The organism is Kitasatospora sp. NPDC058184, assembly GCF_042883725.1.
Classification (GTDB): domain Bacteria; phylum Actinomycetota; class Actinomycetes; order Streptomycetales; family Streptomycetaceae; genus Kitasatospora.
Genome location: NZ_JBHVVE010000019.1, coordinates 25217 through 51122 on the forward strand (window position 1 = coordinate 25217; position 25906 = coordinate 51122).

A 25906-nucleotide genomic window follows, 5' to 3' on the forward strand; every position below is an offset into this window, starting at 1 on the left:
CTGTGGACGGGCCCTGTGGACGGGCCCTGCGAACGAAGCCTGTGAACGAGGCCTGAGAACGAAGCGTGCGAACGGAAGCTGCGAAAACGATCGTCTTTACGTGCACATGTCATTAAAGTGACTGCCTGTCGAACCCCCACTCGGCAGGCGGAGTCCTCATGACCATTGCACGCAGGTCCATCCTCAAGGGCACCTCGGCGGCCGGAGCCGCCCTGGTGGCCGCGGCCTCGACGGCGGGCGCGCAACCCGCGGCCGCCCAACCGGCCGACGACGCGCCCACCAGCCCGCTCCTGCAGACCACCCCGCACCGCTCCGGAACGGCCGCGGTGTCCGGGCTGCACCTCCAGTTCGGCACCGACGCCGGCACGGAGATGACCGTCTCCTGGCTCACCCCGCAGTCCGTGCGCCGCCCGCAGGTGCGGTACGGCTCACCGGACGGCGGCCTCGGCCGGGTCGTCCAGGCCGAGACCCGCACCTACCGGGACTCGATCGACAAGGTCGAGGTGTACGTCCACCACGCGCGGCTCACCGGCCTGCGCCCGGGCACCACCTACCTCTACAGCGCCGGCCACGACGGGGCCACCCCCGAGACCGGCACCTTCACCACCGCCCCGCGCGGCCGGGCCCCGTTCACCTTCACGAGCTTCGGCGACCAGGCCGCGCCCAACCTCCGCCGCCGGATCACCTTCCCCGACGGCATGCCCTCCCCGCTCGGCAAGTACCCGGTGTTCATGAGCAGCCAGGTCGGCACCGCGGCCTCCGCCGACATCGTCGCCGCGGTCGAGCGCGTCGGCCCGCTGTTCAACCTCATCAACGGCGACCTCTGCTACTCCTCCTACGCCGGCCGCCACGGCCAGAGCCGCACCGCGACCTGGGCCGACTGGTTCATCAGCAACAGCCGCTCCACCCGGCTGCGGCCCTGGATGCCCTGCGTCGGCAACCACGAGAACGAGGGCGGCAACGGCCCGATCGGCGCGCTCGGCTACCAGGCGTACTTCTCCCTCCCCGACTCCTCGGCCTCCTCCGACGAGGAGACCCGGGGCATGTGGTACGCCTTCACCGTCGGCTCGGTGCGCTTCATCAGCCTCGCCAACGACGACGAGGCCATCCAGAACTCCGGCGACGTCTACCTGCGCGGCTTCTCCGGCGGAGCCCAACGGCGCTGGCTGGAGCGGGAGTTGCGGACGACGCGGAACAACCGGGCGATCGACTGGATCGTGGTCTGCATGCACCACCCGATGATCTCCAGCTCGAAGCACGGCTCCGGCAGCGACCTCGGCCTGCGCGAGACCTGGGGCCCGCTGTTCGACGCCTACGGGGTCGACCTGGTGGTGTGCGGCCACGAGCACTACTACGAGCGCTCCCACCCCGTCCGCGGCACCCTGCCCAACGACGCCCGCACCCCGGTGCCGACCAGCACCCGCACCGACATGGTCGACACCGGGCGGGGCACCGTCCACATGGTCATCGGCGCCGGCGGCAACGCCGCCACCACCCAGGACGACCTCTTCGAGCAGCCCAAGGGCCGGGTGGTCATCGGGCTGGAGGACCCGAAGCCGGGCGCGCCCTACCGGGAGTCGGTCTGGCTCACCGAGGACGCGCCCTGGGCCGCCGTCCAGGACCGCGAACACGCCCACGGCTTCGCGGCCTTCGAGGTCGACCCGGGCGACCGGCGCGGCGGCACCACCACCATGAAGGTCACCTACTACACCTTCGACGGACCGCACGGGGACCTCACCCCGGTGGACACCTTCACCCTGTACCGGCGCCGGACGGACGGGCGCGACGGCTGACCGCCACCGGCACCGCCACTGACCGACACCGGCGCCGGTGTCGGTCAGTGGCGGTGCCGGTCAGCGCCGGAACAGGCCGGTGAGCACGTCCCACCAGCCGCGGCGCTGCGCCGGGATCGTCGGGGCCGCCGGGACGCCCCGCTCCGGCGCCGCCTTCGCCTGTTCGGCCCCTGTCTCCAGCCCTGTCTCCACCCCTGCCTCCGCCTCCGCCTTCGCGTCGGCCTCCGCCAGTTCCGCCTCCGCCACCGAGAGCGGGTCCGGCTCGATGTCGCGGGCGGTGAACTCCACCGGCAGCGCCGTCAGGTGCCGGGAGATCCAGGCCGAGCTCCAGACCAGCTCCTCCTCGGGCACCGCGAGCCGGACGTCCGGCAGCAGGGTGAGCAGGATGTCGATCCCGGCCTCGGCGACGTGCCGCCCGATGTCCTGGCCGGGGCACTCGTGCGGCCCGGCGCCGAAGGACAGGTGGGAGCGGTTGCCGTACAGCGGGGCCGCCAGGTCGGGGCGGACCACCGGGTCGACGTTGGCCGCCGCGAGCCCGAGCAGCAACAGGTCCCCGGCCCGGATCTGCTGACCGCCCAGCTCGGTGTCGGCGGTCGCCCAGCGGCCGGCCACCAGGGACATCGGCGGGGAGTCCCAGAGCACCTGGTCCAGCGCCTCGCCCAGGGTCATCTGGCCGCCGGAGAGGTGGGCGCGGAAGCGCGGGTCGGTGAGCACCATCTTCAGCGAGTCGGCGATCAGGTTGACGGTGGTCTCGTTCGCGGCGAGCAGCACCACCCGCAGGTGCTCCATCACCTCGTCCTCGGTCAGCCCGGCCGGGTGCGCCAGCAGACGGCTGGTCAGGTCGTCGCCGGGGTGCTCGCGCTTGAGGGCGATGGTCCGGCGCAGACCGGCGACCACGTACTCGTTGCTGGCGATCGCCGTCTCGGTGCCCTTCATCAGGTCCCGGGCGGCGGTCACCAGCTGCGGTCCGTACTCGTCCGGCATGCCGAGCAGCTTGGTCATCACCAGCATCGGCAGGTGCTCGGCGAACTGGGAGATCAGCTCGGCGTGGCCGGTCGGCCCGACCACCTGGACCAGGTCGGTGGTGAAGCGGCGGACGTGGCGGCGGATGCCGCGCCGGTCGAAGCCGTTCAGGCCGTCCAGCAGGGCCCCGCGCAGCCGGCGGTGCTCGTCGCCGTCGGCGAACACGCAGATCGGCTGCCAGGCGACCACCGGCAGCAGCGGGGAGTCGGGCGGGACCTCGTTGTTGCGGAAGGCGTTCCACAGGCGCGAGTCCCGGGAGAACAGCGTGGGGGTGCGCATCACGGTGATGTTGGTGCCGTGTCCGAGCACCAGCCAGGCCGGGTGGTCGCCGTGCAGCAGCACCGGGGCGACCTCGCCGTGCTCGGCGCGCAGCTTGTCGTACAGGACCGTCGGGTCGGCCTCGGCCTCCGGGCCGTACAGGCGGCGCAGGCCGCCGGGGCCGGTCGGGGCGATGCCGCCGCCCGCGTGGGCCGGGCAGCCGGGCGGCGGGGCGGTGGCCGGCGCGGAGCCGACGGATTCGGGGCCGACGGGTTCGGGGATCGGGGTGGTCACGGGGTCTCCGGTCGCGGGTGGGGTTCGATGACGAGCGGACGGGCTCGGGCGGACGGTGGGTGGCCGGCGAGGGGCGCGGGCGCCGGCTCAGCCGGTGGCCGGGACGGCCAGCTCGTACAGGTAGTGCATCAGGGTCATCAGGGTGTCCCGGCTGGACTCCCGGCTGCGCGCGTCGCAGCTGACGATCGGTACCTCGGACGGCAGGTCCAGCGCGCTCCGCAGCTCGTCGAGCGGAACGGCCGGGGCCTCCGGGAAGCTGTTGACGGCCACCACGAAGGGCACACCGCGCTCCTCCAGCCGCCCGATCACCTCGAAGCTGACCTCCAGCCGCCGGGTGTCCACCAGGACCACCGCGCCCAGGGCGCCCTCGAACAGGCCGTTCCAGAGGAACCAGAACCGCTCCTGGCCGGGGGTGCCGAAGACGTACAGCACGAGCCGGTCGCTGATGCTGATCCGGCCGAAGTCCATGGCGACGGTGGTGGAGGTCTTCTGCTCGACGCCGGTCGGGTCGTCCACCCCGACCCCGGCCTGGGTCATGGTCTCCTCGGTGGTCAGCGGGCGGATCTCGCTGACCGCGCTGACCAGCGTCGTCTTGCCGACGCCGAAGCCGCCGACCACCACCACCTTGACCGCCGTGGTGACGGAGTCCGGCAGCAGGTCCGCCCCGGCCGGCCCGACCACCGTGTCAGAGCCGCTGAAGTCCATGGATCACCGCCTCCAACAGGGCACGGTCGGGGAGTTCCGCCGCGGGCACGGCGGCGCTGCGGGCCTCGATCAGCCCGTCGTCGAGCAGGTCCGCCAGCAGCACGGTGACCACGCTGACGGGGAGCTCCAGGTAGGCGGAGACCTCCGCGACCGAGAGCGGGGAGCGGCACAGCCGCAGGATCGCGGCGTGCTCCGGCTGGTGGGCGGGGGTCGGCTCCGCGCGGGAGACGATCAGGGTGACCAGGTCGAAGACCCCCGGCCCCGACGGGCCGCTGCGACCCCGGGTGATGACGTACAGCCGGTCGGGCTCGGGGCCGTCCCAGCCGCCCTGCGCGGCCGTCATGCCACCGCCTCACTGTGCTCGTTCATGTGCCCGTCCCGCCGCCGGAGCTCGGCGCGGCAGGGCGGGACGGGTGGCGGTTCACGCGACCGCCTCGGGGTTGCGCGGCGGCGTGGACAGGTGCTCGCCGATCCGGGCGACCAGGTCGCGCATCTGGTGGCTCACCAGCCCGGCGTCCACGCCCTCGTCGGCGAGCACCGCGAGGTAGGCGCGGTCACCGGCGGCCATCAGGTAGAAGTAGCCGCCGTCCACCTCGATCACCACCAGGCGCATCGAGCCGTCGCCGTGCGGGAACTCGTGGCCGATCGCGCCGGCCAGGCTCTGCAGCCCGGCACAGGCGGCGGCGAGGCGGTCGGCGGTGTCCGGGTCGGTGCCGTACTGGGCGATCCGCAGGCCGTCGGCGGACAGCACGATGACGTGGCGTACGCACGGGACGCTGTGCGCGAGGTCGTTGAGGATCCAGTCCATGTTGCTGCGGTGCGGAATCACTGCTCGCCTTTCCCTGCCGTCTCTTCACTGGTGTGTGCGGCGCTGGTGCGTCCGGCACCCGACTGCCCGGCACCCGACTGCCCGGCACCCGACTGCCCGGCACCCGACTGCCCGGCGTCCGTCTGCCCGGCGTCCGTCTGCCCGGCGTCCGTTCGTCCGGCACCGGTCTGTTCGGCGTCCGTGGCGCGCCCGGCGCCCGCCGGACCGGACGGGCTCGGCCCGGTCCCCTTGATGCCGTCCATGAACGCCTCCAGCCACAGGCCCGGTTGCTTCGGCTCCTTGGCGGGGCGCGACGCCTGGGCCGGCGGGCCGGCCAGCGGACCGGGCGGCTGCGCCGTCGGTCCGCCGGGCTGCGCGGTGCCGCGCTGGGCGGGGCGCGCGGCCCCGCCGAAGCCGCCCCGGGGCATCATCGGACGGCTCCGCCGGCGCTGCGGCAGGCCGTTGGGCGTCCACTCGGTCACGATCACCTCGTCGTCCCCGGCGCCCGGGCCGGAGGGCCCCCACGGGTTGGTCGAGCCGTAGGACGGCCCGACACCGGCCGAGGTCGTCCGGGTGCCCCAGGGGCGGCCCGCGGCCGCGTGCCGGGGCGGGTTCGCGGGCAGCGGGCGGGGGCCGGAGAAGGCGCCGATGCCGTGCGCGCGCCCGGTCGGCGGCGCGGTGGTGAGCAGCTCCTGCGGCACGACCAGCACCGCCCGCACGCCGCCGTACGCGGAGCGGCGCAGCGAGATCTGGAAGCCGTACGCCTGGCAGAGCCGGCCGACGATGGCGAAGCCCAGCCGGGGGGACTCGGTGAGGTCGTCGAAGTCCTTGGAGACCATCGCCTCGCGGATCGAGCGCTCGGCGCGGAACCGGGCCTCGTCGGTGAGGCCGAGGCCGCCGTCCTCGATCTCGATCGCCATCCCGCTCTGCACCTCGGAGGCGCTCAGGTGCACGTGGGTGTGCGGCGGGGAGTAGCGGGTGGCGTTGTCGAGCAGCTCGGCGACGGCGTGGATCAGCGGCTCGACGGCCGGCCCGGTGACGGAGATCTGGGCCACCGGGTGCAGGTCCACCCGCTGGTACTCCAGGATCCGGGACATGCCGCCGCGCAGCACGCTGTAGAGCGCGATCGGACGGGTCCACTGGCGGCCGGGGCGGGCGCCGGACAGGACGGCGATACTGTCGGCCAGGCGGCCGCTCAGCGCGTTGCCGTGGTCCAGGCGCAGCAGGTCGTCGAAGACCGCCGGGTCGTTGCCGTGCCGGTCCTCCATCTCCCGCAGGTCCTTGGCCTGCCGGTGGATGATGGCCTGGACCCGGCGGGCGATGTTGACGAAGGCCCGCTCGGCCGAGTCGCGCCGGCTGACCTCGTCGTCGACGGCCTTGGCGACGGCCTCGGTGACGGCCACCAGGGAGCGGCGGAACCGTGGCGAGACGGGCGCCTCGCTCTCCTCGAACGGGCGGGTCAGGACGTCGAAGGAGTACCCGTACCGGGCCCCGGCGACCACCCTGCGCATCTCCACCCGGGCGAGCCGGTCCAGCTCGTCCTCCTGCCCGGCCAACCTGCGTTGCCACTCCTCGACCTGCCGGGCGTGCAGGTCACGGGACTCGCTCAGGGCCCGCCCCCGGCGGGCCGACTCGGCGGCCACCACGGCCACCAGCACGGTGCCCGTCGCCCCGCACCACAGCACCCCGGCCCGGGCCCCGGCGGACACCGCCACCGCGGCGACCGCCACGGCCGCCGCCATCACGGCCGTCGGCAACAACCAGCCGAGCAGGGGCGCTCGGCGCCGTCTGGCGGGTGACGATCCAGCTCGAAGCATTCAGCATCCTCAAACGATCGGAACAGTACGGACAAAAGCGGGGGGAGCGGCTCCGGAGGCGTGGTGGTGCAGCATAGCCAAGTTCAGGACATCCTGACCGAAAGTCAAAAATACCGTCCTGCAACCGACTTGTGGCAATCTGCCAGACAGTCCCGACATTTCGCACGCCAGTCGCAACCGGAGTGGCCACCGCCCTCCCACCAGGCTTCTCGTCGCGCCGCCCGCGCGCCGCCGACCCGCGCCGGATTCGCTCATGCGAAGGGTTTCCGCGCCAAGTCCCCGCGTCTCGCGCCGAGTTCGTGCTAAGCGCGGTTACCCCGGTCAACCGGAGGCGCGGCAATCACCCGGAAGGGGAACCGCGGCCGGGCCCGATTCGGCTGCGTGCGGTGCGCTGCCCCTCCTAGGGTCGTCGCATGAACGATCACGACAGCCGCACACCGGCCGCGCTGGGCCGAACCCTGCGCCACCTCATGGGCGACGCGGTGTGGGCGGGCATGCTGGAGGAGGCCTTCGAACGCCGGCACCCGATCGGCGCCACCCTGCTGCGCCAGGGCGAACCGGGCACCCACGTCCTCGCCCTGCGGACCGGAGTGGCCAAGGTCAGCCGACGGGAACGCAACGGGGACGTCCGGCTGCTGGCCTTCCGCGGCCCGGGCGAACTCCTCGGCGAGGTGGCCGTCCTGGACGACGGCGTCCGCTCCGCGAGCGTCCAGGCGATCTCGGACTGCACGGTCGCGGTCCTCACCAAGGAGGCCTTCCTGCGCTTCGTCGCCGAGCGGGGGCTGTTCCCCGTGATGGTCCGCTACGCCATGGGCCGGCTGCGGGAATCCGACCTGGCCCGGATCGGCGGCGACGTCGTCCCCCGGCTGGCGGCCGCCCTGGTCGCCCTGGCCGACCTCTCCACGGGCCCCGCGCCGACAGCCGGCCGCCGGATCGAACTCGCCCTGACCCGGGACGAACTGGCCCAGCACCTCGGCGTCTCCCGGAACACCGTGACCGCCGGCCTCACCGCCCTGGCCGCCCACCGCGTCGAAGCCGGCCGCAAGTCCATCGCCCTCGACGACCTCCCCGCACTCCGCCGCGCGGCTGACGTTCCACGCGACTGACGCTCCGTCCCGGCACTCCTTTGACCCGCGCGGCCTCGGATGTGACATCCGTCACTCGCGTACCGCACCGAGCGAGCACACCGCGCGACGCCGGATCGCGAAGCTTGGTGGCGCAAGGTCAGCACGGGAACGACAAGGAGCAGAGAATGACGGAGTTCGACCAGCCGATGCCCGAGGCCAGCGCCCTGCCGTACAGCCGCAGCCGGCACCTCCCGCCGTACCGGGGCATCGTCGCCGTCGACGCCAAGGACTTCACCGGGTACCCGGCGATCGAGCACGGCACCATCAGCGCGAACGTGCCGCAGCTGCTCCGGCTCTCCTTCGAGCGGGCCGGACTGGGCGAGGTCTGGAAGGACCGGCGGTTCCCCAACTCGACCGGTGACGGGTACGTGTTCGGCTTCGACCCGGCCTGGATGCCCTTCCTGATCCACCCCTGGCTGAACACCCTCCAGGAGGTGCTCACCGAGTTCAACGTGCACTCGGTCGGGACGGTGCGCATCCGGCTGCGGGTCAGCCTCAACATCGGCCCGCTCCCGGACGACGGCGGCGAGTTCGACGGAAACGGCACCCCGCGCAACGACACCCACCGGCTGCTCGACTCCCGCCCGGTGAAGGCCATGCTGGCCGCCTCCAACGCGAGCATCACCCAGGTCGCCGCCATCCTGTCCGACCGCTGCTACCAGGACGCGGTGGCCGGCGGCTTCACCGGGCGCCACCCCGACCACTTCATCGAGGTGCCGGCCACCGTCGAGGGCAAGCGCTTCGACCAGCGGGCGTGGCTGTACGTGCCCACGCCGTCCGGGAACCTGTACGACCGCAGGATCCTCGGCGACGCGGTGGTGGAGGAGCAGGAAGGACGGGAGGAGAAGGAGGGACGGGCGAAGCGGGCGGCGGACGGAAGCGGGGAGCAGCGCCGCGCGCCGCGCACGGCGGTGAACCAGCGGGGCAACGGCAGCAACCTGAACGCCGGCACGGTGCACGGCAGCCAGACCGTCACCAACGTGCGCGGTGACTCCTACGGCGGCGACCGCGTGGAGGGGCACAAGGTGGGGACGGTCAACGGCAACCTGGGCGACATCGTCCACGGCGACAAGAACGAGCACCGCCGGTGAACCCCGACGATCGCCCGGCCATCGAGGGGCCGTCCGGCGCACCGGGCTCCCGTGACCGGGACTACGACCGAGACCTCGACCCCGACCTCGACCCCGACGACCTCGAAGGCGATTTCACGGACCGGTTCGCCGCGTGGGGATCGGACCGTCCGTTCATCTACGCGCCGGGTGGCAACATCAACACCGGCTCCGTGCACGGGGACCAGCGCGTCGAGAACGGCGCTGCCGGGGCCGCCCCCGGTGGCGGCGAGCGGGTGGAGGCGCAGGACGGCCCCATCTCCGGGATGGAGGTCCTCGCCGCCCGGACGGGATTCGCGAGGCCGGACTGCTTCCCCGAGGCGCTGCGCACGCTCGGCACCCGCCTGCTCTTCCTCGCCGGTGAACCCGGCACCGGGCGCCGTACCACCGCCCTCAACCTGCTGGTCGAGAGCAGCGGGAACAGCCTGGCCCTGCGCGCGCTCGACAGCGACTCGGACCTGTCGTCCTGGCGGCCGACGCACGCCGAGGCACGCGGCTACCTGGTACACGGCCTCTCGCCCACGGTCCGGCTCGGACCGGCCTCGATCGCCAAGCTGCGCCAGCGGCTGGAGGACGCCGACGCCTTCATGGTGGTCATGCTGCCGGACGACGCCGACCGGCTGCGCGGCGTGGCCCGCGATCTGGACCTGAGCCCGGTGCGCTACAAGCCTCCGTCGCCGCGTGCGGTCTTCGACGCGCGCCTGGAGGCCGTGGTGCCCCACGAGGGACGACGCCGGGCGCTGCTCCATCGGCTGGAAGCGGACCTGGACGAACTGCTGGCGCCCGAGCTGATGCCGGCCCAGGTCGCCGAACTCGTGGGTGAGGTGAGCCGGTCCGGAGACGACGGCCCCGACCCTGCCGACCTCGGCCAGCGGCTCAGCTTCCTCGCGGAGACGGAGGTCCCCGACCTCCTGAAGGAGATCCGCGAGGACCCGGACGCGCTGGCGTTGCTGCTGGTGACGAGTGTCCTGGAGGGCCTCGACCGCCGTATCGTCCGGCAGGAGACCGACCGATTGCTGGGACTTGCCGACGGCCGCCTCGACGCGGTGCTGAGGCACGGCATGGACGCGGACGGTGAGCAGGGGCGGTACGAACGAGGCGAGGCTTCTCGGTCGAACCCTCGGTTCGTTTTCCGACGCTCGTTGGATGAACTGCTGGTGACCATCCGTGCCGAGTGCCTGCCCAGTGAGCTGAGGGAATCCCCGACCTTCTCCTACATGGTGGAACCGGTCCGCTTCAAACGGCATCGGCAGGCGGAGATGGTGCTGCGACATGTGTGGCGGCAGTACGGCGACGTGTCGGAAATGTTGACCGAGTGGATGGACAAGGCGCCCAGCAAAGAGCCCGAACTGGCCGGCCCCGTGGGCCGCGTGATGGGATTGGCTGCCGGCTGGAGCGGGGGCCGTCATGCGCTGGCGCACATCGAGGGTTTGGCCGAGTCGGACCGTGCCCAGAGCCGTAGTGCGGCCGCCCGTGCGCTGGGCATCGCGGCACAGGATCCGGTGCTGGCCAGCCAGGTGAAGTACCGGCTGGGCCAATGGAGCCTGCGCAACAGTGCGTGGCTCCGATCCACCGTGGCGGAGGCCTGTGGCGGGGACTTCGGGGCGGCTCGACCAGAACGCGCGATCACCTTGCTGCGACGGTGCTTCAGAGGAGGCGAGGGAGAGGAGAGAACGGTCACCGTGGCCGTTCGGAGGGCGCTGCGGCAGCTGTTCGTAGTCGGACACCAGCAGGTCGTATTCCGGCAACTCGTGGAGTGGACCAACCGGCCGGGGCAGGACGCCCAGCTCGCTTTCAGGGTCTTCCTCGAGTTGATGCGTGTCCCGTCCTGGTTCCATCAACAGCTCATCACTGAGGGTGAGTTCGCGGGGCACGTGATCACCTTCGTGCGGCGATGCCTCAACAGCAACATGCGCGAGGCCATGACCACTATGTTGCTCGGCTGGTGCCGTCAAGGGGTCTGGGACGAACCTGGCCGAGCCGCTGTGGAGACGTTGCTCATCGCTCTCGTACAAGACGTGCGTCCCGGCGAACTGGGCCTCTTGGTCGAGATCGACAGCAGTGACAACCCCGACCTCGTCGGCCGCGACATCGCCCACCGCGCCCTGGAGGCCTGGCGGCGCGGCGAGCCGCAGCCGTTCCGCTCCGCCCCTGCCTTCGGAGGCCCCCGATGACCGTCGACACCGACCCGCCCGTCTACACCCAGGCCACCCGTGCCCCCTGGCGGGAGATCCTCCGGCACCGCTGGTCCGGTCGGCGCGACTGCGCCCTGGTGCTGGGGGACCGCCACGGGCTCTACCAGCAGCTGGGGAAGGGCCGCCCGCGACCGTCGGGCATGGGGGCGGAGGACGGGGTCGCCGCGCGGCTGGGGCTGCGCGGTTTCGACCAGGCGTACCTGGTGGACCTCAACGAGCGGCCGGGCGTGCGAACGGTCCGTCTCCGCACCTCGTACGGCACGGAACCGCTGGAGGTCCACTTCCTGTGGTGGGTCCACGATGCTGCGCGGGTCGTGCAGACCCGGACCAACCGGGGCGGGCTGCCGGTCCGCAAGGACCTCGACGTCCGACTGCGCCAGCTCAGAGAGCAGTTCGCCGCTTCGGGCACCAGGTTGGGCCCCGAGGAACTGGTGCAGTACCTCGCGGCTCCGTACGTGCTGCCCCACTACGGCCTCGGCTACCGCGTCACGGACGTCTCCGCCTCCGAGCATGGCAATGAACTGCGTCTCGGGGAACCGGACGTGACGGACGTGCCCTTCGACTGGACGGTCAAGAGCGAGGAGGAGTACGCGTTCTGCCGGCGCCAGGTGCAGGAGGGACCGGTCGCCCTCGCGGCCCTCTGGCTGGCCAGGAAGCCCGACGAGGTGCGCGACGTCCTGGACTGGGTGGTCAAGAACGGCGACCTGCTCCGGGGCGAGACCACCTGGGAGGACCAGATGGCGCTCATGCTCGGCAAGTTGACGGGGCAGGAGCAGCAGGAGCTGTCCAAGATGCTGCGCGACCGCCTGGTCGCCCTCGGACGGCAGGTCCCCGGGCCCGCCTCGTACCCCTCGCAACCCCCGCAGCCCCCGGGGCCGGGGCCGGACTTCGTCAAGCTCCACTCGAACGTCAACGGCTGGTCCGGCGGTGTGCCGAACGGGAGTCCGCGGTGACCGGGGCGGCGCGTGCGCGGATACGTGTGCGCCGGCAGCCGTCGCGGCGGCGCACGGTCGCCGGGCCGCGCGGGCGCTCCAGGGGCAGGAGCCGCCGGCCGACCGCGCCGACGGCGGCGTCCAGCCCGCCCTCGGTGTCGGCGATGGAGCGCCTGATGGCGGCCAACAGTGCGGAACTCGTCCGGGCCGACACCAAGGCCGCCGTGTTCCTGGCGTTCACCGGTGCGGTGCTCGCCACCTTCATCCCCTTGGACGGCGGCGCCGGCGCCGGCTCCCTGGCCTGGCTGGTCCCGCTCCTGCGGTGGAGCGCCACGGCCAGCGCCCTGCTGGCCGTCGGCTGCTTCGCCTCCGCGCTGGTGCCGCGCCACCGCAAGGGGCGGCGGGGTGGTGCGGACGGTCCGGGGTACTTCGAGCACATCGCGCCGGGGGCGGGCCCCGAGCGGCTGCGCCGTGCCTTCGAGCGGGCCGGGCACGACCCGGCGGGTCCGCTGTTGTCGGCGCTGGCCGGTACCAGTGCGATCATCCGCGCGAAGTACCGCTGGATCGAGGCCGGCACCGCCCTGCTCCTGCTGACGCTTCCGCAGTTCGCGCTCACCCTCCGGCCGCTGTGACGGCGGGCAGCTGACGGGCCCCGGCCGCACCACGGCCGGGGCCGGTGGCGCGACCGGAGGCAACAGGTGTTGCGCCACCAGGCAATAGCTGTTGACGACCTCCGCCGAAGCTCCGTACAGTGCCGGGCCATGGAGACAGGTGATCTTGGTCGGCGGGTGGCGGAGGACGTGGCCGGTGGCGGCGTGGAGGGGCTGCGGCGGTTGTCGGGGGTGATCGAGGCGCTGGAGGGGCGGCGGACGGAGCTGGTGGAGGAGCTGCGGCGCGGGCGGGAGGCGACCTGGGAGGAGATCGGGCGGGCCTGCGGGATGACGCGGCAGGGGGCGACCAGGCGGTGGGCCGGCAGGCTGCGGGCGCGGTCGTTCGGCGTGGCGGCGGACGCGTACCAGCACGGTCGGCCGGGCTACCCCCGGGCGCTGGTCGGCTCGGTGGTGCCCCGGGAGGCCCGCCGGGTGCTCGACCTGGGCGCCGGGACGGGCAAGTTGACCGGGCTGCTGGTCGAGGCGGGCCTGGACGTGGTGGCGGTCGAGCCCGACGAGGGGATGCGGGCCCGGCTGGCCGCGGCCGTGCCGAAGGCGGCCGTCCGGGCGGGCTCGGCCGAGCGCATCCCGCTGCCGGACGGCAGCGTGGACGCCGTGGTGGTGGCCCAGGCCTGGCACTGGTTCGACCAGACGGCCGCCGTGCCGGAGATCGCCCGGGTGCTCGCCCCCGGCGGGACGCTCGCGCTGGTGTGGAACGTCCGGGACGAGTCCGAGCCGTGGGCGGCAGCCCTGGGCGTGCTGATGCACCGTTCGACGCCGCAGCGGATCGACACCCGGCCGGCCCTCCCGGCGCCGTTCGGAGCGCCCGAGCGGCTGGAGATCCGCTGGGAGCACGTCACGACCCGGGCCGGGATCGTCGACATGGTCGCCTCGCGCAGCTATGTGATCGCGCTGCCCGAGGACGAGCGGGTCCGCCTGCTGGCCGACGTCGAGCAGCTGCTCGCCACCCACCCGGACCTGGCCGGCCGCGAGGAGATCGCCCTCCCGTACGTGACGAGGTGCACCCGTGTCCGCCTCGGCTGACCTGATCACCCTCCGCCCGCTGGGTGTCGCCGACGCCGAACCGTACCGGCGCTTCCGGCTGGCCGCGCTGCGCGAGACACCGAGCGCCTTCACCTCCAGCCACGCCGAGGAGGCCGGCAAGCCCCTGGCCGCGACGCTGCGCCGCCTGGCCGAGGCCCAGGACGGGCCGGGCGCCCTGATCGGCGCCTTCGACAACGCCGCTGCCGCACGCGGCAGAGGCGCATTGGTCGGCACCGCCGGCCTGAAGGTGCCCCGCCGCGGTCAGGAACGGCACAAGGTTACCCTCTACGGCATGGCGGTGGCCCGCGACGCCGTCGCCTGGGCCGTCGGCCGGACCGGGGAGGGCGGGGCGGTGCGGGCCCAACTGCTCGACCTGGCCGGTGACCACGAGGCCGCAGTCACGCACTGTCGCGCCGCCGCGGAGCAGACCACCAGCCGCTCTGAGCGGGAACACCTCCTTCGACAGGCCCACCGAACCTCCTGAGCCGGCACGCTGAACGATGCTCGGCCGCAGCCGCGGGCTCCAGGGCAGTCGCCGCGGCATGGCCGGCTTCATGCCGCTGACCTGGACGTGACGGCTACGGCACCTCACCACGAGCGGAAATAAGATCGCCACGAGCGGAGTTCGGTGAGGGAAGTCTGCCGTTTCAGGAGGGGTCATGCGAGCGATTCAGATGTCCGAAGTGGGCGGTCCCGAGGTGCTGCGACTGGTCGATATCGATCAACCGACGCCGGGCCCGGGCCAAGCGGTCGTGGAGGTCGCCGCAGCCGGGGTCAACTTCCTCGACGTATACCACCGCGAAGGCCGGTACAGCGTCCCGCTGCCCTTCACCCCGGGCGCCGAGGGCGCCGGAACGGTCGTCGAAGTCGGACCCGGCGTCGCTGACGTCGCAGTCGGGGACCGGGTCGGTTGGGTGGAGATTCCCGGCGCGTACGCCGAGCGGGCCGTCGTGGACTCCTCCCGGCTGGTGCCGCTGCCCGACGACATCGGCTTCGAGACAGCCGCCGCGGTGCTCCTCCAAGGCATGACCGCGCACTATCTCGTCAAGGACGCCTACCCGGTTCAGGGGGGCGACACGGTGCTCGTGCATGCGGCTGCCGGTGGCATGGGGCTGCTTCTGACCCAGCTCATCACCCATCTCGGCGGCAGGGTGATCGGCACGACGTCGACCACGGCGAAGGCCGAGTTGGCGAAGCGTGCCGGGGCCGCCGAGGTGATCCTCTCCTCCGCGGTCGACGATCTCGCAGCCGAGGTGAGGCGGCTCAACGGCGGTCAGGGACTGCCGGTTGTCTTCGACGGCGTCGGCGCGCACACCTTCGATGCGAGCCTCGCCAGCCTGCGGACCCGCGGCCATCTCGTGCTCTTCGGCGCGGCAAGTGGTGCCGTGCCGCCGTTCGATCCGATTCGGCTCGCCCACGGCGGTTCGCTGACCCTGATCCGGCCCAGCCTCGGGCACTACATCGCCGATCGGTCCGAACTGCTCCGACGGGCCGCCGATGTGTTCGAGTGGGTGCGCTCCAAGGCGCTTGAGGTCACCGTGACGGGCCGTTACGCACTGTCCGAGGCCGCCCAGGCCCACAGCGATCTGGAGGCTCGGCGTACCACCGGCAAGCTGCTCGTCGTGCCCGGTGCGGCCGCTGTCGGACGCCGCGAGGAGACGCAGAGCTGATCGAGGGCGACGAGGTCGGGGATCTTGGAGGCTGCGCCCTCCTGGCCGACCCGGGCTGACCACACGGGCCCCGCCCGTGACCGGGGCCGATTGTCAGTGCCCGGTCGTAGCTTGTGGGGTGTCGGCGGGCGGGTCCCGCCGGCTCCCGCTTCCCTTGCCCGAAATCTCCGTCGCCCGAAAGGGGACCGCGCCGTGTCCGTCGCCGTGGAAGAGCAGGTCACGTACCTCGAACTGTCCGAGGACGAGGGGAGTGCGCACAAGTTCTACGAGGTGCGGCTCGCCGGCCAGGTGGTGACGGTACGGTACGGGCGGATCGGCGAGCCCGGGCAGAGCAAGGCGACGACGTACCCGAGCCCGGAGAAGGCGGCCTCGGCGGCGGCGAAGAAGATCGGCGAGAAGGTCCGCAAGGGCTACGCCCCGGCCGTCCGGGGCGTGCGCCAGCGCCGGGAGGTGACCAGGCGGCAGATCGTCAGCAGCCGCTCGACCGCCCGCCAGGCGCCGCTGCTGTGGCGCTTCCGCTCCGGTTCGCCCGCCTTCGGGATCTTCGTCGGCGAGGAGCACGCCTGGGTCGGCAACGAGCGCGGCGACGTCTACACCCTCACCCACGACGGCGAGGTGACGGCCCGCTACGGCCTGCCGGACGGCGTGAAGTGCATCGTCGCGGACGACTGGTGGATCTACGCCGGCTGCGACGACGGCAAGGTGTACGACCTGGGCGGCAAGATCCCGCGGGTGGCGTACGAGATAGCCCAGGACGTGGACATCTTCTGGCTCGACATCCACGACGGCGTGCTGGGCGTCGCCGACGAGCGCGGCGGGCTGACCACGGTGGACCACGAGGACGAGTTCCAGTGGCGCCGTCAGGCCGACGGCCGGTCCGGCTGGATGGTGCGCTGCGACGCCGACGGCGTCTACCACGGCCACTCGCGCGGGGTCGCCCGCTACGACAACCGCAGCGGCGACCAGCGCTGGTACACCCCCACCCGGGGTGGGGTGCTGTTCGGCTGGCAGGAGGCCGACGCGGTGTTCGCCGGCACCGGGCAGGGCTGGGTGCACCGGCTGCGCAAGTCGGACGGCGCCGAGGTGGCCGCCTACCGCTGCGACGCCGGCGTGTTCTCCTGCGCGGCCTCCCCGGACGGCGAGTACGTCTTCGCGGGGGACAACCACTCCTCGGTGTACTGCTTCGCCGCCGACGGGACGCGGCTGTGGAAGCTCGCCACCGGCTGCGGCTCGGCGTACAGCATGCAGTACCGGGAGGGGCGGCTCTACCTGGTGACGACGGACGGCTCGCTGGCCTGCCTGGACGCCGGCGAGCAGGCGGTGCGGGCGGCCGAGGACGGCACGCTGCCGAAGACCGCCGAGGTCAAGGGCGCGGGCTGGGAGCCGGTGCGGGCCGGCGCCGGGCTGGAGACGGTCGCGATGGCCACCGCCCGGACCGGCGGCGAGGTCGAGGTCGAGTGCGTCCAGGACGGCACCCGGCTGCGCGTGCGGGTGCTCTCGCAGGGCTACGACCCGTCCTGGCGCGTGCAGTTCCCCAAGGACATCCGCATCCCCGGCGCCCGCTACCTGGTCGCCGAGGTCCGGGAGTCCGCCTCGGGCGGCTTCTACCGGGCACGCGGCGAGATCAAGCGCCTGCTCTGACCGGCGACTTGATGCCTGGTGACGGTGATCCGGCTCGGGGCGGCGGCTTCCCGAGGTTGTCCGGTTCTGGCGGGTAGGTCTGGTGGCGCGTGCATATGCGGCGGTGTTACCCCGGTAGTCTTTCCGCCGGGCAGCCCCTGAGCGTTGAGACCAGCGCCGGACAGGAGAGCACTACGTGAGCACAGCGCACATCGGCCCGGGCGACTACAGCCACGTGCCGAACCCGGAGCAAGCCCTCAAGTATGCGATTCAGCACATCGCGGGTGAACGCGTTGAGATCGTTGAGGGAGTCATCACTCCCGTGTCGCCGTCCTGGGAGCATGAGAACACCGTCGATCTGATCCGCTTGCAGATCGGACTCCGCCAGCGCGAACTCGGATTGCGTTCAGGCTCGGGCGACCTCGACCTGCCCGGTACCGAGAACTACTACATCCCGGACCTGGCCCTTGTGCCGGTGAAACTGGCGGTGAACAACCCCGGTGCGTTGCTTCCCGATCAGACCGTCCTCGTGGTCGAGGTCACGTCCCCGTCGAACGCCGACACCGACCGGACGGTGAAGCGCCGCCGCTACGCCCAGTTCGGTGCGCCGCTCTACCTCCTGGTGGACCGGCAGGAGCGGGCGTGCACGCTGTTCTCCCAGCCGGGTGCGCTCGGTTACACCAGGGTGGAGGGGCCGCACCCGTTCGGGGTGCCGGTGCGGCTGCCCGAGCCGTTCGAACTGGACGTGGACACCAGCGAGTTCTGAGCCGTCGGCGGTTCACGAGCTGGCCGTAGCCGCCGGCCGTGTCGAGGGTGTCGACGTCCATGGTGCTCCCCCGGGAGTCGTGCGGTCGGTCAGTCCTGGCCGGGGGTCCAGCCGAGGGCGGGGCCGAGGCGGGTGGCCAGGTCGGTGAGGATCTGCGTGTAGTCCTCGTGCTCGAAGGTGAACGGCAGGGCGAAGGCGACCTCGTCGACCTCGCGGTAGCCGGCGTGGGCGTGCAGCCGCTCGACGAGTTCCTCGGTCGTGCCGACCAGGTCGGGGGCGAACAGCAGCCGGGCCGGGCCCTGCGGGGCGAGGGTGCGCGGGGCGCGGGCGAGGGCGTAGGCCTGGTACTTGGCGCGCTGCTCGGGGGTGGCGCTGTCGGTGGGGATGACCACCAGGCCCTGGGAGACCCGGGCGCGGTCGCCGTCGGGGTGGCGCTCGCGGAAGGCGCGGATCTGGGCGGCCTGGATGGCGGCGAAGTCGAGCGGCTCCGCGTCGTCGCCCTCCGCCTTCACGACGCTGCTGGTGAGCAGGTTGAGCCCCTGCTCGCCGGCCCAGCGGGCCGAGCGCAGGCTGCCGGCGCCGTACCAGAGCCGGGAGGCCAGCCCGGGGGAGTGCGGCTGGACACGGCGGGAGTACACCTCGATGCCCTCGGTGCCGGCGAAGTCGGAGGCGTCCTCGCCGCGGACCAGGGCGAGCAGCCGCTCGGCGCGCCGGGGGCTGAAGTCCTCCTGGTCGCCGGTGTCGGGGTAGAGCGCGTCGCGCAGGTGCGCGTAGTGGGTGGGCGGGCCGACGCTGAAGCCGGGGTTGAGCCGCCCGCCGGAGAGCACGTCCACGGTGGCCAGGTCCTCGGCGAGCCGCAGCGGGTTCTCCCAGCCGAGCGGGGTGACGGCGGTGCCGAGCTGGATGCGGCTGGTGCGCTGGGTGGCGGCGGCGAGCACGGCGACCGGGGAGGAGATGCCGTACTGGAGGTGGCGGTGGCGCAGCCAGGCGCTGTCGAAGCCGAGCCGCTCGCCGAGGGTGATGAGGTCGAGGGTGGACTCGTGGCCGCGGCGCGGGTCCGTCTCGTCGAAGAGCCCGATGGTGAGGAAGCCGAGTTTCCGCAGCGGTCGGGGGTTCGGCGACATGGTGGGCTCCGCGGGGTGAGGGGCGGCCCGGGGGCGGGCCGGTCGGGTGGTGCGTTTCGAACGTACGCAGCCGCCGCGCCGCCCGACAAGATCGACGCGCGATCCGGACACCGGCCCGCAACGGCCCGCAACGGTGCGCAACACGGCGACACGTACGGCGGCGGCTCCCACCCCGTCGGGCCGGGTGGGAGCCGCCGCACCGGGGCGCCGTCAGCAGCTGCGCAGCTCCGGGCTCTGGTTGCGGATCTGGTTGTGCAGCGAGGTGAACTCGCGGTACGCCGCGCCGTCCTCGGTGCCGGGGCGGAAGGCGCCGACCCGGTGGCAGTTGACGAAGGCGAGCTTCACCCCGAAGTGGTTCTCCAGGCTGCCGCGGATCGCGTTGCTGGCGAGGGCGCGCAGCAGCTGGGCGCGCTGCTCGTCGCTGGGAGTGGTGTTGTCGGTGGTGAACTCCGCTTCGCCGGCCGCGAGTTCGGTGCTGAGCCCGGCGACGACCTGGTAGGCGTACGGGAGCGAGGCGCGCACGGTGTCGAGGAACTCGGCCTCGTCGACGCGGCCCTGCTGGGCCTGGGCGAGGAGGGCGGGGGAGACGTCGAGCGACATGGGTGTCCTCTTTCGGGGGGTGCGTCGGGGTTTCGGGAACGGGTCGGGCTTCGACCCGTGGCGGGCAGGGGTCACCCGCAACAGTTATCGAAGATGAAAACCATTACGGGGAAGACTCTCCCGGTCACCCTGACGCCCTGTCAAGCACCTCCCCCCGAAGGGCTGACGGCGGGCGGCACCGGCACCCGGCTGACCTTGATGACGAACACCGCGATCGCCACCGCCAGCGCGGCGAACACCAGGCCCAGCTGGAAGGCGCTGGCGATCCCGTGCACCAGCACCTGCGAGGAGTAGGGCTCCGGGAGCCGGCCGGTGGCCCGGAACTGGGCGGCCTGCTGCGGGGTGGCCAGCCGGAGGAAGGCCCCGGCCTGCTGCCGGGCCTCGGCGCGGCTGGCCGTGCCGTACACCGTGACCAGGATCGACAGGCCGAGCGAGCCGCCGACCTGCTGGGTGGTGTTGAGCATGCCGGTGGCGGCGCCGGTCTCGTGCGGGGCGACGTGGGAGACGACGGTGAGGGTGGCGGGGACGAAGATCGAGCCCATGCCGAAGCCGAACATCATGGTCGGTCCGAGGATGCCGCCGACGTAGCTGCTGTCGATGTCGATCTGCGTCGCCCAGGCGACCCCGCCCAGCACCAGGAGCGAGCCGGCGACGAGGAAGGGCTTGGGGCCGAAGCGCAGCTGATTGCGGGCGGCGAACTGGGCGGCGCCGACGATGGCCACGCTGATCGGCAGGAACGCGAAGCCGGCCCGCAGCGGGCTGAAGCCGAGGATCTCCTGGACGAACAGGGTGATGAAGAAGAAGATGCTGAACATCGTCGCGGCCACGCAGAGCAGCAGTCCGTACGCGCCCGAGCGGTTGCGGTCCCGTAGGAGGCGCAGGGGCATGATCGGCTGGCGTGCGCGCCGCTCGTTCGCCACGAACGCCGCGACCAGGACCACGGCGAGGCCGAAGGCGGTGAGCGTCACCGGGTCCGTCCAGCCGTGGTCGGAGGCGCGGATGAAGCCGTAGACCAGGGAGACCATGCCCGCGGTGGCGGTGAGGGCGCCGGGCAGGTCGAAGCGGCCGGGGTGGCGCTCGGACTCGTTGATGTAGAGCGGCGCCAGTAGCGCGATCGCGATGCCGATCGGCACATTGACGAAGAGCACCCAGCGCCAGGACAGCCAGGAGGTGAGCATGCCGCCGAGCAGCAGGCCGATCGCGCCACCGGCCCCGGCGACGGCGGAGTAGACCCCGAAGGCCCGGTTGCGTTCCTGGCCCTCCTTGAAGTTGGTGGCGATCAGCGCCAGCGCCGTCGGCGAGGCGATGGCCCCGCCCACGCCCTGCAGGGCCCGCGCCGCCAGCAGCCAGGCGGAGGACTGCGCGACGCCGCCGAGCAGCGAGGCCAGGCTGAACACCAGCACGCCGACGACGAACACCCGCCGCCGCCCGAGGATGTCGCCCGCCCGTCCGCCGAGCAGCAGCAGCCCGCCGAAGGTCAGGGTGTAGGCGTTGATGACCCAGGACAGGTCGGTGGTGCTGAACTTCAGCGCCTGCTGGATGTGCGGCAGCGCGATGTTCACGATCGTGATGTCCAGGACGACCATCAGCTGTGTCGCCGCGATGACGGTGAGTGCAATCCCCGGGTGCTGGCCCCGACGTGCGGTCGCGGGCGAAGCCTCGGCCAGGGCGCGCGAGGTGGCCATGGCGGTCCCCCAAAGGGTTCGGGGGTGAACGACGGGAAGGGGACGGATTCGTTCACCACTACCGACGGTATCCCCGGGGCATAGGGAACACAATCGTTCATTACGGACAGGCACCCGCTTCCCGGTCACTCCGTGCACCGGTGCGAGGCCGGGCCGCGGTGGAGGCCGGGGTGGAGCGGCGCGGGGGTCAGGGCGTGTCGTGGGGCCATCCGTCGCCCGCGTGCCGGGTGGCGGCGACGGCGTAGCCGGTGAGCAGGGCGGTCAGGATGTCGGTGAGGCGGGGCTCGACGTCGACGACGGAGTGGGAGAGCTCGGGGTCGGTCTCGTAGAAGGCGCGCAGGCGGGTGCCGGGGGCGGCCATCTGCCACAGGGCGCCGGCCATCGAGGTGGCGGTGGTGACGACGCTGCGGGCCTGGTCGGCGCCGAGCGGGGCGATGGGGCCGAGGGCCGCGCCGATCGCCTCCACCTCGGCGATGGCGCGGACCTTGAAGGCGCGGACCGTGTCGAGGGAGACGTTGCGCTCCAGATTCAACGGGGTGTGCGCGAGCAGGTCGCAGAAGAGCGGGCGGGCCACCAGCGACTGCGCCAGGACGCCCGCGATCGCGAGGGCTCCGTGGGCCCGTTCGGGGTCCGAGGCGGTCTCGCACGGGGTGAGGGCGGCGAGGCGGTCGCGGACCTCGGCCGACCAGTCCTGCCAGGCCTCGGCGGCGAGCCGCAGGAAGATGTCCTCCCGCGTCTCGAAGTAGCGCAGCATCGCGGACTTGTGCATGCCGACCTCGTCGGCGATGGCGGTCACGGTCACCTCGCGGACGCCGTTGTCGGTGGCCAGGCGGGCGGCGGCGGCGAGGATCGCGTCCTCGCGGGCGCGCTTGGCCTCGGGGGTGCGGGCGCGCTGGAAGTCGGAGTCGGTCACGCCGTCGAGTCTAGCGAAACGTGGTTGCGGTAATAACGATCTGGCGTTGCGTTATTAGCGCAACGGTGTTTCACTAAATCCATGAGTACCCACACCGACACCCGCACCTGGTTCATCACCGGCTCCTCGCGCGGCTTCGGCCGCTCCCTGGCCTCGGCCGCCCTGGCGGCCGGTGACCGGGTCGTCGCCACCGCCCGCAAGCCCGAGCAGCTCGACGACCTGGTCGCCCGCCACGGCGACCGCGTCCTGCCCGTCGCCCTGGACGTCACCGACCCGGCCGCGGTCCAGGCCGCCTTCGCCGCCGCCCGTACGGCCTTCGGCTCCGTCGACGTCGTGGTCAACAACGCCGGGTACGCCAACCTCGCCCCGGTCGAGACCGCCGACGAGGAGGACTTCCGCCGCCAGTTCGACACCAACTTCTGGGGCGTCTACCACGTCTCCAAGGCCGCGATCCCGCTGCTGAAGGAACAGGGCGGCGGCATCGTGATCCAGTTCTCCTCCGTCGGCGGGCGCGTCGGCGCCACCCCGGGGCTCGGCTCCTATCAGGCGGCGAAGTTCGCCGTGGACGGCTTCACCCGCGTCCTGGCGGCCGAGACCGCGCCGCTGGGCATCCGCTACCTCGTCGTCGAGCCCGGCGGCTTCGCCACCGACTGGGCCGGGGCCTCGATGGAGGTCGACGACGTACCCGCCGACTACCGCGCCACCGTCGGCGCCCTGGCCGACCTCCTGCGCGGCGGCGGGGCGGCCGTGGGCGACCCCGACCGCGCGGCGCAGATCCTCATCCGGATCGTCCACGCCGACCGGCTGCCCACCCACCTGCTCCTGGGCGCCGGCGCCGCGGACATGGCGCTGGACTACTCCCGCGGCCAGCTCGCCGAGGCCACCGCCTGGCAGGCCGTCTCGGCGTCCGCCGACACCGGCGCCGCCTACCCCGTCGACCTGCCGGCCAACGGCTGAGACGCCGGCCGCGAAGTCCCGAAGTCCCGAAGTCCCAAGGTCCCGAAGGGAGAACCCGGACATGCGACCGTTCCACGGCAAGGCCGCACTGGTCACCGGCGCCGGCTCGGGCATGGGCCGCGCCACCGCGATCCTGCTGGCGCGGCGCGGCGCCGCCGTCACCGTCGTCGGCCGCCGCGAGCACCGGCTCGCCGAGGTGGTCGCCGAGATCACCGCCGCGGGCGGGCGGGCCCTCGCCGTCCCCGGCGACGTCAGCCGCCCCGAGGACAACGAGCGGGCGGTCGCCCGTACGGTCGAGGCGTTCGGCGCGCTGCACTACGCCGTCAACAACGCCGGGGTCTCCGGTGACTTCACCCCGCTGCCCGACATGACCCCCGAGCAGTGGCGGCGCACCGTCGACATCGACCTCAACAGCCTCTTCTACGGCATCAAGTACGAGATCCCGGCGATCCTCGCCTCGGGCGGCGGCGCGATCGTCAACGTCTCCAGCGTGTTCGCCGACCGCGGCGGCCCCACCGCCGAGTACTCCAGCGCCAAGCACGGCATCCGCGGCCTGACCCGCACCGCCGCGATCCAGTTCGGCGGCCAGGGGGTGCGCGTCAACGAACTCCAGCCCGGCGTCATCGACACCGAGATGACCCGGGCCAACCCCGAGGGCACGAGGCGGGTCGCCGGGACCGGCATCCCCATGGGCCGGGTCGGCACCGGGCGCGAGATCGCCACCGCCATCGCGTTCCTGCTGTCGGACGACGCCGCCTACGTCAACGGCAGCCACCTCGCCGTCGACGGCGGATTCCTCGCCTGACCAAACCAGACCCGCCGCGCCCCGGCCTGCCTGCTTCAGGGGGTGCTGGGGCGGGTCTCGGTCCAGTCGACCATCAGCCGTCGTTCGGCGAAGAACCACTTCCCGTCGCGCTTGACGAACCGGTCCAGGTAGCGGATCGAGGCGATCATGATCGACCGCTCGGCCTCCGTGCCGTAGGAGAGGTGGTGGGCCAGGCAGTAGCTCTCGCCGCTCGCCCGGTCGCCGTCCAGGACGACGGTGCTCTGCCCGTTGAAGTGGGTGGTGGCCCGGTAGGTGTTCAGGTTGTCGAAGACCGGGGCCAGGGCGTCGCGGCCGCGCAGTTCCTGGGTCGGCTCGGCTGCGGTGGCGTCCATGAAGACCAGGAAGCGGGTGTCCTCGGTGAACAGGGCCATCTGCCCCTCGGCGTCACGGCGGTCGGCGCAGTGCGCGTAGGCGTCGACGAGCTCCCGGATGGCCAGCCGGTCCGCGGCCTCCTGGGGCGGGATCGGATCGTGGGACGACACGGTGACTCCCTCCGGACGAGTGCGACACCTGAATCAGAGCACTGGAGGCCGGGCTCCTCAACCGCGCCCCGTCCGCCACGAGGACACCGACCAGGAGGCGTGGGTCGACGGCGCGGTCGCCGCCGGTATCCCCGCCGACTACGCTCTGGTGCTGCGCCGGCTCACCGGCGACACCGAGAAGGTCACCGGCCGGCCACGACCGTCCGCGAGTTCGCCGAGCGCCACGCCCGCACCTGGCCCCTGGAGGAGAAGTGAGCAGGACCGTCGACGACGACACCCCCCTGGTCGGGGCGAACAGCCCGTTCTTCCGCATCGTCAAGGAGGGGCTGGACGGCCTGGTCGACGGGGAGGACTACTACGACCTGCTGGCCGAGGACGTGGTCTTCGAGTTCGTGATCACCGTGCCGGGATACCCCAGGCGCGTCGAGGGACGCCAGGCGATCGTCGACCTGTACAGCGACTACGGCGACTACGTGACGCTGCACGGCGCGGACAACCTCCGCGTCCACCGCGACCCCGAGACCTCGGTGGCCGTCCTGGAGTACGAGGTCCACGGCACCTCGGTCCACACCGGGCGGCCCTACGACAACCGCTTCGTCTCCGTCGTGACCGTCAAGGACCGCAAGGTGGCGCACTGGCGCGACTACCTCGACCCCACCGCCGTGTTCGACGCCCAGGGCTGGCCGCAGGGCGGCCGCGCGTAGGAGCCACCGGACCCGCGTCCTCGCCGGGAACCCCACCACCCTCGACCGGGTGGCGTCTCAGGCATTCGGGCTACTGCCCGACAACCTCGGGGGCATCCGAGGAACACCTGACCCCTACATTCGCGGAGAGGAAGGCTGAGGAACATGACCACCGCAATCGTGGGCGTGGGCAGCATCGGCGGCGCGGTCGCCCGGCACCTGGTCGCCGGAGGAGAGCACGTCGTCCTGACGGGGAAGAGCGCGTCGCGGGCCCAGGAGCTGGCGGACGAGCTCGGACCGCTCGCGCACACCGCCACCGTCCGGGACGCCGTCGCCGAGGCCGACACCGTCGTGTTCGCGGTCTGGCTCGACACCATCAAGGAGCTGATCCCGCAGGTTTCGCCGCTGCTTGTGGGCAAGGTCGTGGTCGACCCGTCGAACCCGATCGCCTTCGACGACCAGGGCCGGATGGTGCGGTCCCTGCCCGACGGGCAGTCGGCCGGGTCCGTCGTCGCCGCGCTCCTGCCCGGGGGCGCCCACTACGTCAAGGCGTTCGGCACCCTCGCCGCCGAGGCGCTCGCCGCGAGCGCGAACCGCACCCCGCAGCGGGCCGCGCTGCTCTACGCCACCGACGACGAGCACGCCGCGGCGGCCGCCGAGCGGCTGATCCGCACGGCCGGATTCGACCCGGTCAGGGCCGGCGGCCTGGCCGACGCCGGACGCATCGAGGCCCCCGGCGGGGACCTGCACCAGTCCGGCCTCGACGGCGAGGTGGTCGGCGCGGACCAGGCCCGAGCGGCGATCACGGCGGACCGTTGAACGACC

General features: G+C 72.6%; 25 protein-coding genes. 15 read left to right on the forward strand and 10 right to left on the reverse strand.

Annotation, left to right across the window (positions count from 1 at the left end; all coding sequences use genetic code 11):
• The first annotated feature begins 158 nt into the window (after positions 1–158).
• A complete protein-coding gene (locus ACFVXH_RS30025) occupies positions 159–1793 on the forward strand; it encodes a purple acid phosphatase family protein (protein ID WP_387828875.1) in 1635 nt (544 codons plus the stop codon).
• Between the two features lie 60 nt (positions 1794–1853).
• Here the strand turns inward: ACFVXH_RS30025 and ACFVXH_RS30030 are convergent, their stop codons facing one another.
• From ACFVXH_RS30030 to ACFVXH_RS30050, 5 genes are all read right to left on the reverse strand, one after another.
• The gene (locus tag ACFVXH_RS30030) at positions 1854–3368 is read right to left on the reverse strand and encodes a cytochrome P450 (RefSeq protein ID WP_387828877.1); all 1515 of its coding nucleotides are present in this window, start codon (positions 3366–3368) and stop codon (positions 1854–1856) included.
• 87 nt (positions 3369–3455) lie between these two features.
• Positions 3456–4073 carry an ATP/GTP-binding protein gene (locus ACFVXH_RS30035; RefSeq protein WP_375877289.1) on the reverse strand — a complete coding sequence of 206 codons (618 nt, stop codon included), beginning with the start codon at positions 4071–4073 and terminating at the stop codon, positions 3456–3458.
• A complete protein-coding gene (locus ACFVXH_RS30040) occupies positions 4054–4416 on the reverse strand; it encodes a DUF742 domain-containing protein (protein ID WP_049660856.1) in 363 nt (120 codons plus the stop codon). Before ACFVXH_RS30040 ends, ACFVXH_RS30035 begins: the two co-directional genes overlap by 20 nt.
• Before the next feature lie 78 nt (positions 4417–4494).
• Positions 4495–4881 carry a roadblock/LC7 domain-containing protein gene (locus ACFVXH_RS30045; protein ID WP_181970384.1) on the reverse strand — a complete coding sequence of 129 codons (387 nt, stop codon included), beginning with the start codon at positions 4879–4881 and terminating at the stop codon, positions 4495–4497.
• Positions 4882–4898: 17 nt separating this feature from the next.
• Entirely contained in the window at positions 4899–6641 is a 1743-nt protein-coding gene (locus ACFVXH_RS30050; protein WP_387828880.1) for an ATP-binding protein, read from the reverse strand.
• Between the two features lie 470 nt (positions 6642–7111).
• Here ACFVXH_RS30050 and ACFVXH_RS30055 point away from each other — a divergent pair, with 470 nt between their 5' ends.
• The 10 genes from ACFVXH_RS30055 (at position 7112) to ACFVXH_RS30100 (ending at position 17811) form a co-directional block, all read left to right on the forward strand.
• Positions 7112–7804 (forward strand): Crp/Fnr family transcriptional regulator, encoded by a 693-nt coding sequence (locus tag ACFVXH_RS30055; protein WP_375877291.1) that lies wholly within the window; start codon positions 7112–7114, stop codon positions 7802–7804.
• A gap of 146 nt (positions 7805–7950) precedes the next feature.
• Positions 7951–8916, forward strand: coding sequence for a hypothetical protein (locus tag ACFVXH_RS30060; protein ID WP_074003166.1), 966 nt, complete (start codon positions 7951–7953; stop codon positions 8914–8916).
• Positions 8913–11108 carry a hypothetical protein gene (locus ACFVXH_RS30065; protein WP_387828882.1) on the forward strand — a complete coding sequence of 732 codons (2196 nt, stop codon included), beginning with the start codon at positions 8913–8915 and terminating at the stop codon, positions 11106–11108. Before ACFVXH_RS30060 ends, ACFVXH_RS30065 begins: the two co-directional genes overlap by 4 nt.
• Positions 11105–12082, forward strand: coding sequence for a hypothetical protein (locus tag ACFVXH_RS30070; RefSeq protein WP_387828884.1), 978 nt, complete (start codon positions 11105–11107; stop codon positions 12080–12082). The genes ACFVXH_RS30065 and ACFVXH_RS30070 overlap by 4 nt, the downstream gene beginning before the upstream one ends.
• Positions 12083–12237: 155 nt before the next feature.
• The gene (locus tag ACFVXH_RS30075; protein ID WP_387828886.1) at positions 12238–12693 is read left to right on the forward strand and encodes a Pycsar system effector family protein; all 456 of its coding nucleotides are present in this window, start codon (positions 12238–12240) and stop codon (positions 12691–12693) included.
• A gap of 129 nt (positions 12694–12822) precedes the next feature.
• On the forward strand, positions 12823–13755 hold the full coding sequence (locus ACFVXH_RS30080) for a class I SAM-dependent methyltransferase (RefSeq protein WP_387828888.1): 933 nt from the start codon (positions 12823–12825) through the stop codon (positions 13753–13755).
• Positions 13739–14239: a hypothetical protein gene (locus ACFVXH_RS30085; RefSeq protein WP_387828890.1), complete on the forward strand. Its 501-nt coding sequence runs from the start codon at positions 13739–13741 to the stop codon at positions 14237–14239. Before ACFVXH_RS30080 ends, ACFVXH_RS30085 begins: the two co-directional genes overlap by 17 nt.
• Positions 14240–14414: 175 nt before the next feature.
• A complete protein-coding gene (locus ACFVXH_RS30090) occupies positions 14415–15425 on the forward strand; it encodes a quinone oxidoreductase family protein (RefSeq protein ID WP_387828892.1) in 1011 nt (336 codons plus the stop codon).
• Positions 15426–15617: 192 nt separating this feature from the next.
• Positions 15618–17066, forward strand: coding sequence for a WGR domain-containing protein (locus tag ACFVXH_RS30095; RefSeq protein ID WP_387828894.1), 1449 nt, complete (start codon positions 15618–15620; stop codon positions 17064–17066).
• 175 nt (positions 17067–17241) lie between these two features.
• Positions 17242–17811, forward strand: a complete 570-nt coding sequence (locus tag ACFVXH_RS30100; RefSeq protein WP_387828896.1) for a Uma2 family endonuclease — start codon at positions 17242–17244, stop codon at positions 17809–17811.
• Positions 17812–17900: 89 nt separating this feature from the next.
• Here ACFVXH_RS30100 and ACFVXH_RS30105 read toward each other — a convergent pair whose 3' ends face one another.
• The 4 genes from ACFVXH_RS30105 to ACFVXH_RS30120 form a co-directional block, all read right to left on the reverse strand.
• Entirely contained in the window at positions 17901–18935 is a 1035-nt protein-coding gene (locus ACFVXH_RS30105; RefSeq protein ID WP_049650244.1) for an LLM class flavin-dependent oxidoreductase, read from the reverse strand.
• A 210-nt stretch (positions 18936–19145) separates the two neighbouring features.
• A complete protein-coding gene (locus ACFVXH_RS30110) occupies positions 19146–19535 on the reverse strand; it encodes an SCO5389 family protein (RefSeq protein WP_074003160.1) in 390 nt (129 codons plus the stop codon).
• Positions 19536–19675: 140 nt separating this feature from the next.
• Positions 19676–21220: an MFS transporter gene (locus tag ACFVXH_RS30115; RefSeq protein WP_387828898.1), complete on the reverse strand. Its 1545-nt coding sequence runs from the start codon at positions 21218–21220 to the stop codon at positions 19676–19678.
• A gap of 187 nt (positions 21221–21407) precedes the next feature.
• Positions 21408–22133 (reverse strand): TetR family transcriptional regulator, encoded by a 726-nt coding sequence (locus ACFVXH_RS30120; RefSeq protein WP_387828900.1) that lies wholly within the window; start codon positions 22131–22133, stop codon positions 21408–21410.
• An 81-nt stretch (positions 22134–22214) separates the two neighbouring features.
• On the opposite strand from ACFVXH_RS30120, the gene ACFVXH_RS30125 reads away from it, so the two are divergent.
• Together ACFVXH_RS30125 and ACFVXH_RS30130 are read left to right on the forward strand one after the other, a co-directional pair.
• Positions 22215–23090: an SDR family NAD(P)-dependent oxidoreductase gene (locus ACFVXH_RS30125; RefSeq protein WP_387828902.1), complete on the forward strand. Its 876-nt coding sequence runs from the start codon at positions 22215–22217 to the stop codon at positions 23088–23090.
• Between the two features lie 61 nt (positions 23091–23151).
• Positions 23152–23895, forward strand: a complete 744-nt coding sequence (locus ACFVXH_RS30130) for an SDR family NAD(P)-dependent oxidoreductase (RefSeq protein ID WP_387828904.1) — start codon at positions 23152–23154, stop codon at positions 23893–23895.
• A gap of 35 nt (positions 23896–23930) precedes the next feature.
• On the opposite strand, the gene ACFVXH_RS30135 is transcribed toward ACFVXH_RS30130, so the two are convergent.
• Complete coding sequence (locus ACFVXH_RS30135) at positions 23931–24398, reverse strand: nuclear transport factor 2 family protein (protein ID WP_387828906.1); 468 nt, start codon at positions 24396–24398, stop codon at positions 23931–23933.
• A 251-nt stretch (positions 24399–24649) separates the two neighbouring features.
• Here ACFVXH_RS30135 and ACFVXH_RS30140 point away from each other — a divergent pair, with 251 nt between their 5' ends.
• Both ACFVXH_RS30140 and ACFVXH_RS30145 read left to right on the forward strand, forming a co-directional pair.
• Entirely contained in the window at positions 24650–25102 is a 453-nt protein-coding gene (locus ACFVXH_RS30140) for a nuclear transport factor 2 family protein (RefSeq protein ID WP_387828908.1), read from the forward strand.
• A gap of 135 nt (positions 25103–25237) precedes the next feature.
• Positions 25238–25900: an NADPH-dependent F420 reductase gene (locus tag ACFVXH_RS30145; RefSeq protein WP_387829010.1), complete on the forward strand. Its 663-nt coding sequence runs from the start codon at positions 25238–25240 to the stop codon at positions 25898–25900.
• The last annotated feature ends 6 nt before the right edge of the window (positions 25901–25906 follow it).

Coding starts and splice junctions, on each gene's coding strand:
- ACFVXH_RS30115 (WP_387828898.1), bottom strand. CDS start 21,220: ATGGCCACCTCGCGCGCCCTGGCCGAGGCTTCGCCCGCGACCGCACGT.
- ACFVXH_RS30130 (WP_387828904.1), top strand. CDS start 23,152: ATGCGACCGTTCCACGGCAAGGCCGCACTGGTCACCGGCGCCGGCTCG.
- ACFVXH_RS30045 (WP_181970384.1), bottom strand. CDS start 4,881: ATGGACTGGATCCTCAACGACCTCGCGCACAGCGTCCCGTGCGTACGC.
- ACFVXH_RS30025 (WP_387828875.1), top strand. CDS start 159: ATGACCATTGCACGCAGGTCCATCCTCAAGGGCACCTCGGCGGCCGGA.
- ACFVXH_RS30040 (WP_049660856.1), bottom strand. CDS start 4,416: ATGACGGCCGCGCAGGGCGGCTGGGACGGCCCCGAGCCCGACCGGCTG.
- ACFVXH_RS30105 (WP_049650244.1), bottom strand. CDS start 18,935: ATGTCGCCGAACCCCCGACCGCTGCGGAAACTCGGCTTCCTCACCATC.
- ACFVXH_RS30055 (WP_375877291.1), top strand. CDS start 7,112: ATGAACGATCACGACAGCCGCACACCGGCCGCGCTGGGCCGAACCCTG.
- ACFVXH_RS30070 (WP_387828884.1), top strand. CDS start 11,105: ATGACCGTCGACACCGACCCGCCCGTCTACACCCAGGCCACCCGTGCC.
- ACFVXH_RS30110 (WP_074003160.1), bottom strand. CDS start 19,535: ATGTCGCTCGACGTCTCCCCCGCCCTCCTCGCCCAGGCCCAGCAGGGC.
- ACFVXH_RS30125 (WP_387828902.1), top strand. CDS start 22,215: ATGAGTACCCACACCGACACCCGCACCTGGTTCATCACCGGCTCCTCG.
- ACFVXH_RS30080 (WP_387828888.1), top strand. CDS start 12,823: ATGGAGACAGGTGATCTTGGTCGGCGGGTGGCGGAGGACGTGGCCGGT.
- ACFVXH_RS30090 (WP_387828892.1), top strand. CDS start 14,415: ATGCGAGCGATTCAGATGTCCGAAGTGGGCGGTCCCGAGGTGCTGCGA.
- ACFVXH_RS30075 (WP_387828886.1), top strand. CDS start 12,238: ATGGCGGCCAACAGTGCGGAACTCGTCCGGGCCGACACCAAGGCCGCC.
- ACFVXH_RS30035 (WP_375877289.1), bottom strand. CDS start 4,073: ATGGACTTCAGCGGCTCTGACACGGTGGTCGGGCCGGCCGGGGCGGAC.
- ACFVXH_RS30060 (WP_074003166.1), top strand. CDS start 7,951: ATGACGGAGTTCGACCAGCCGATGCCCGAGGCCAGCGCCCTGCCGTAC.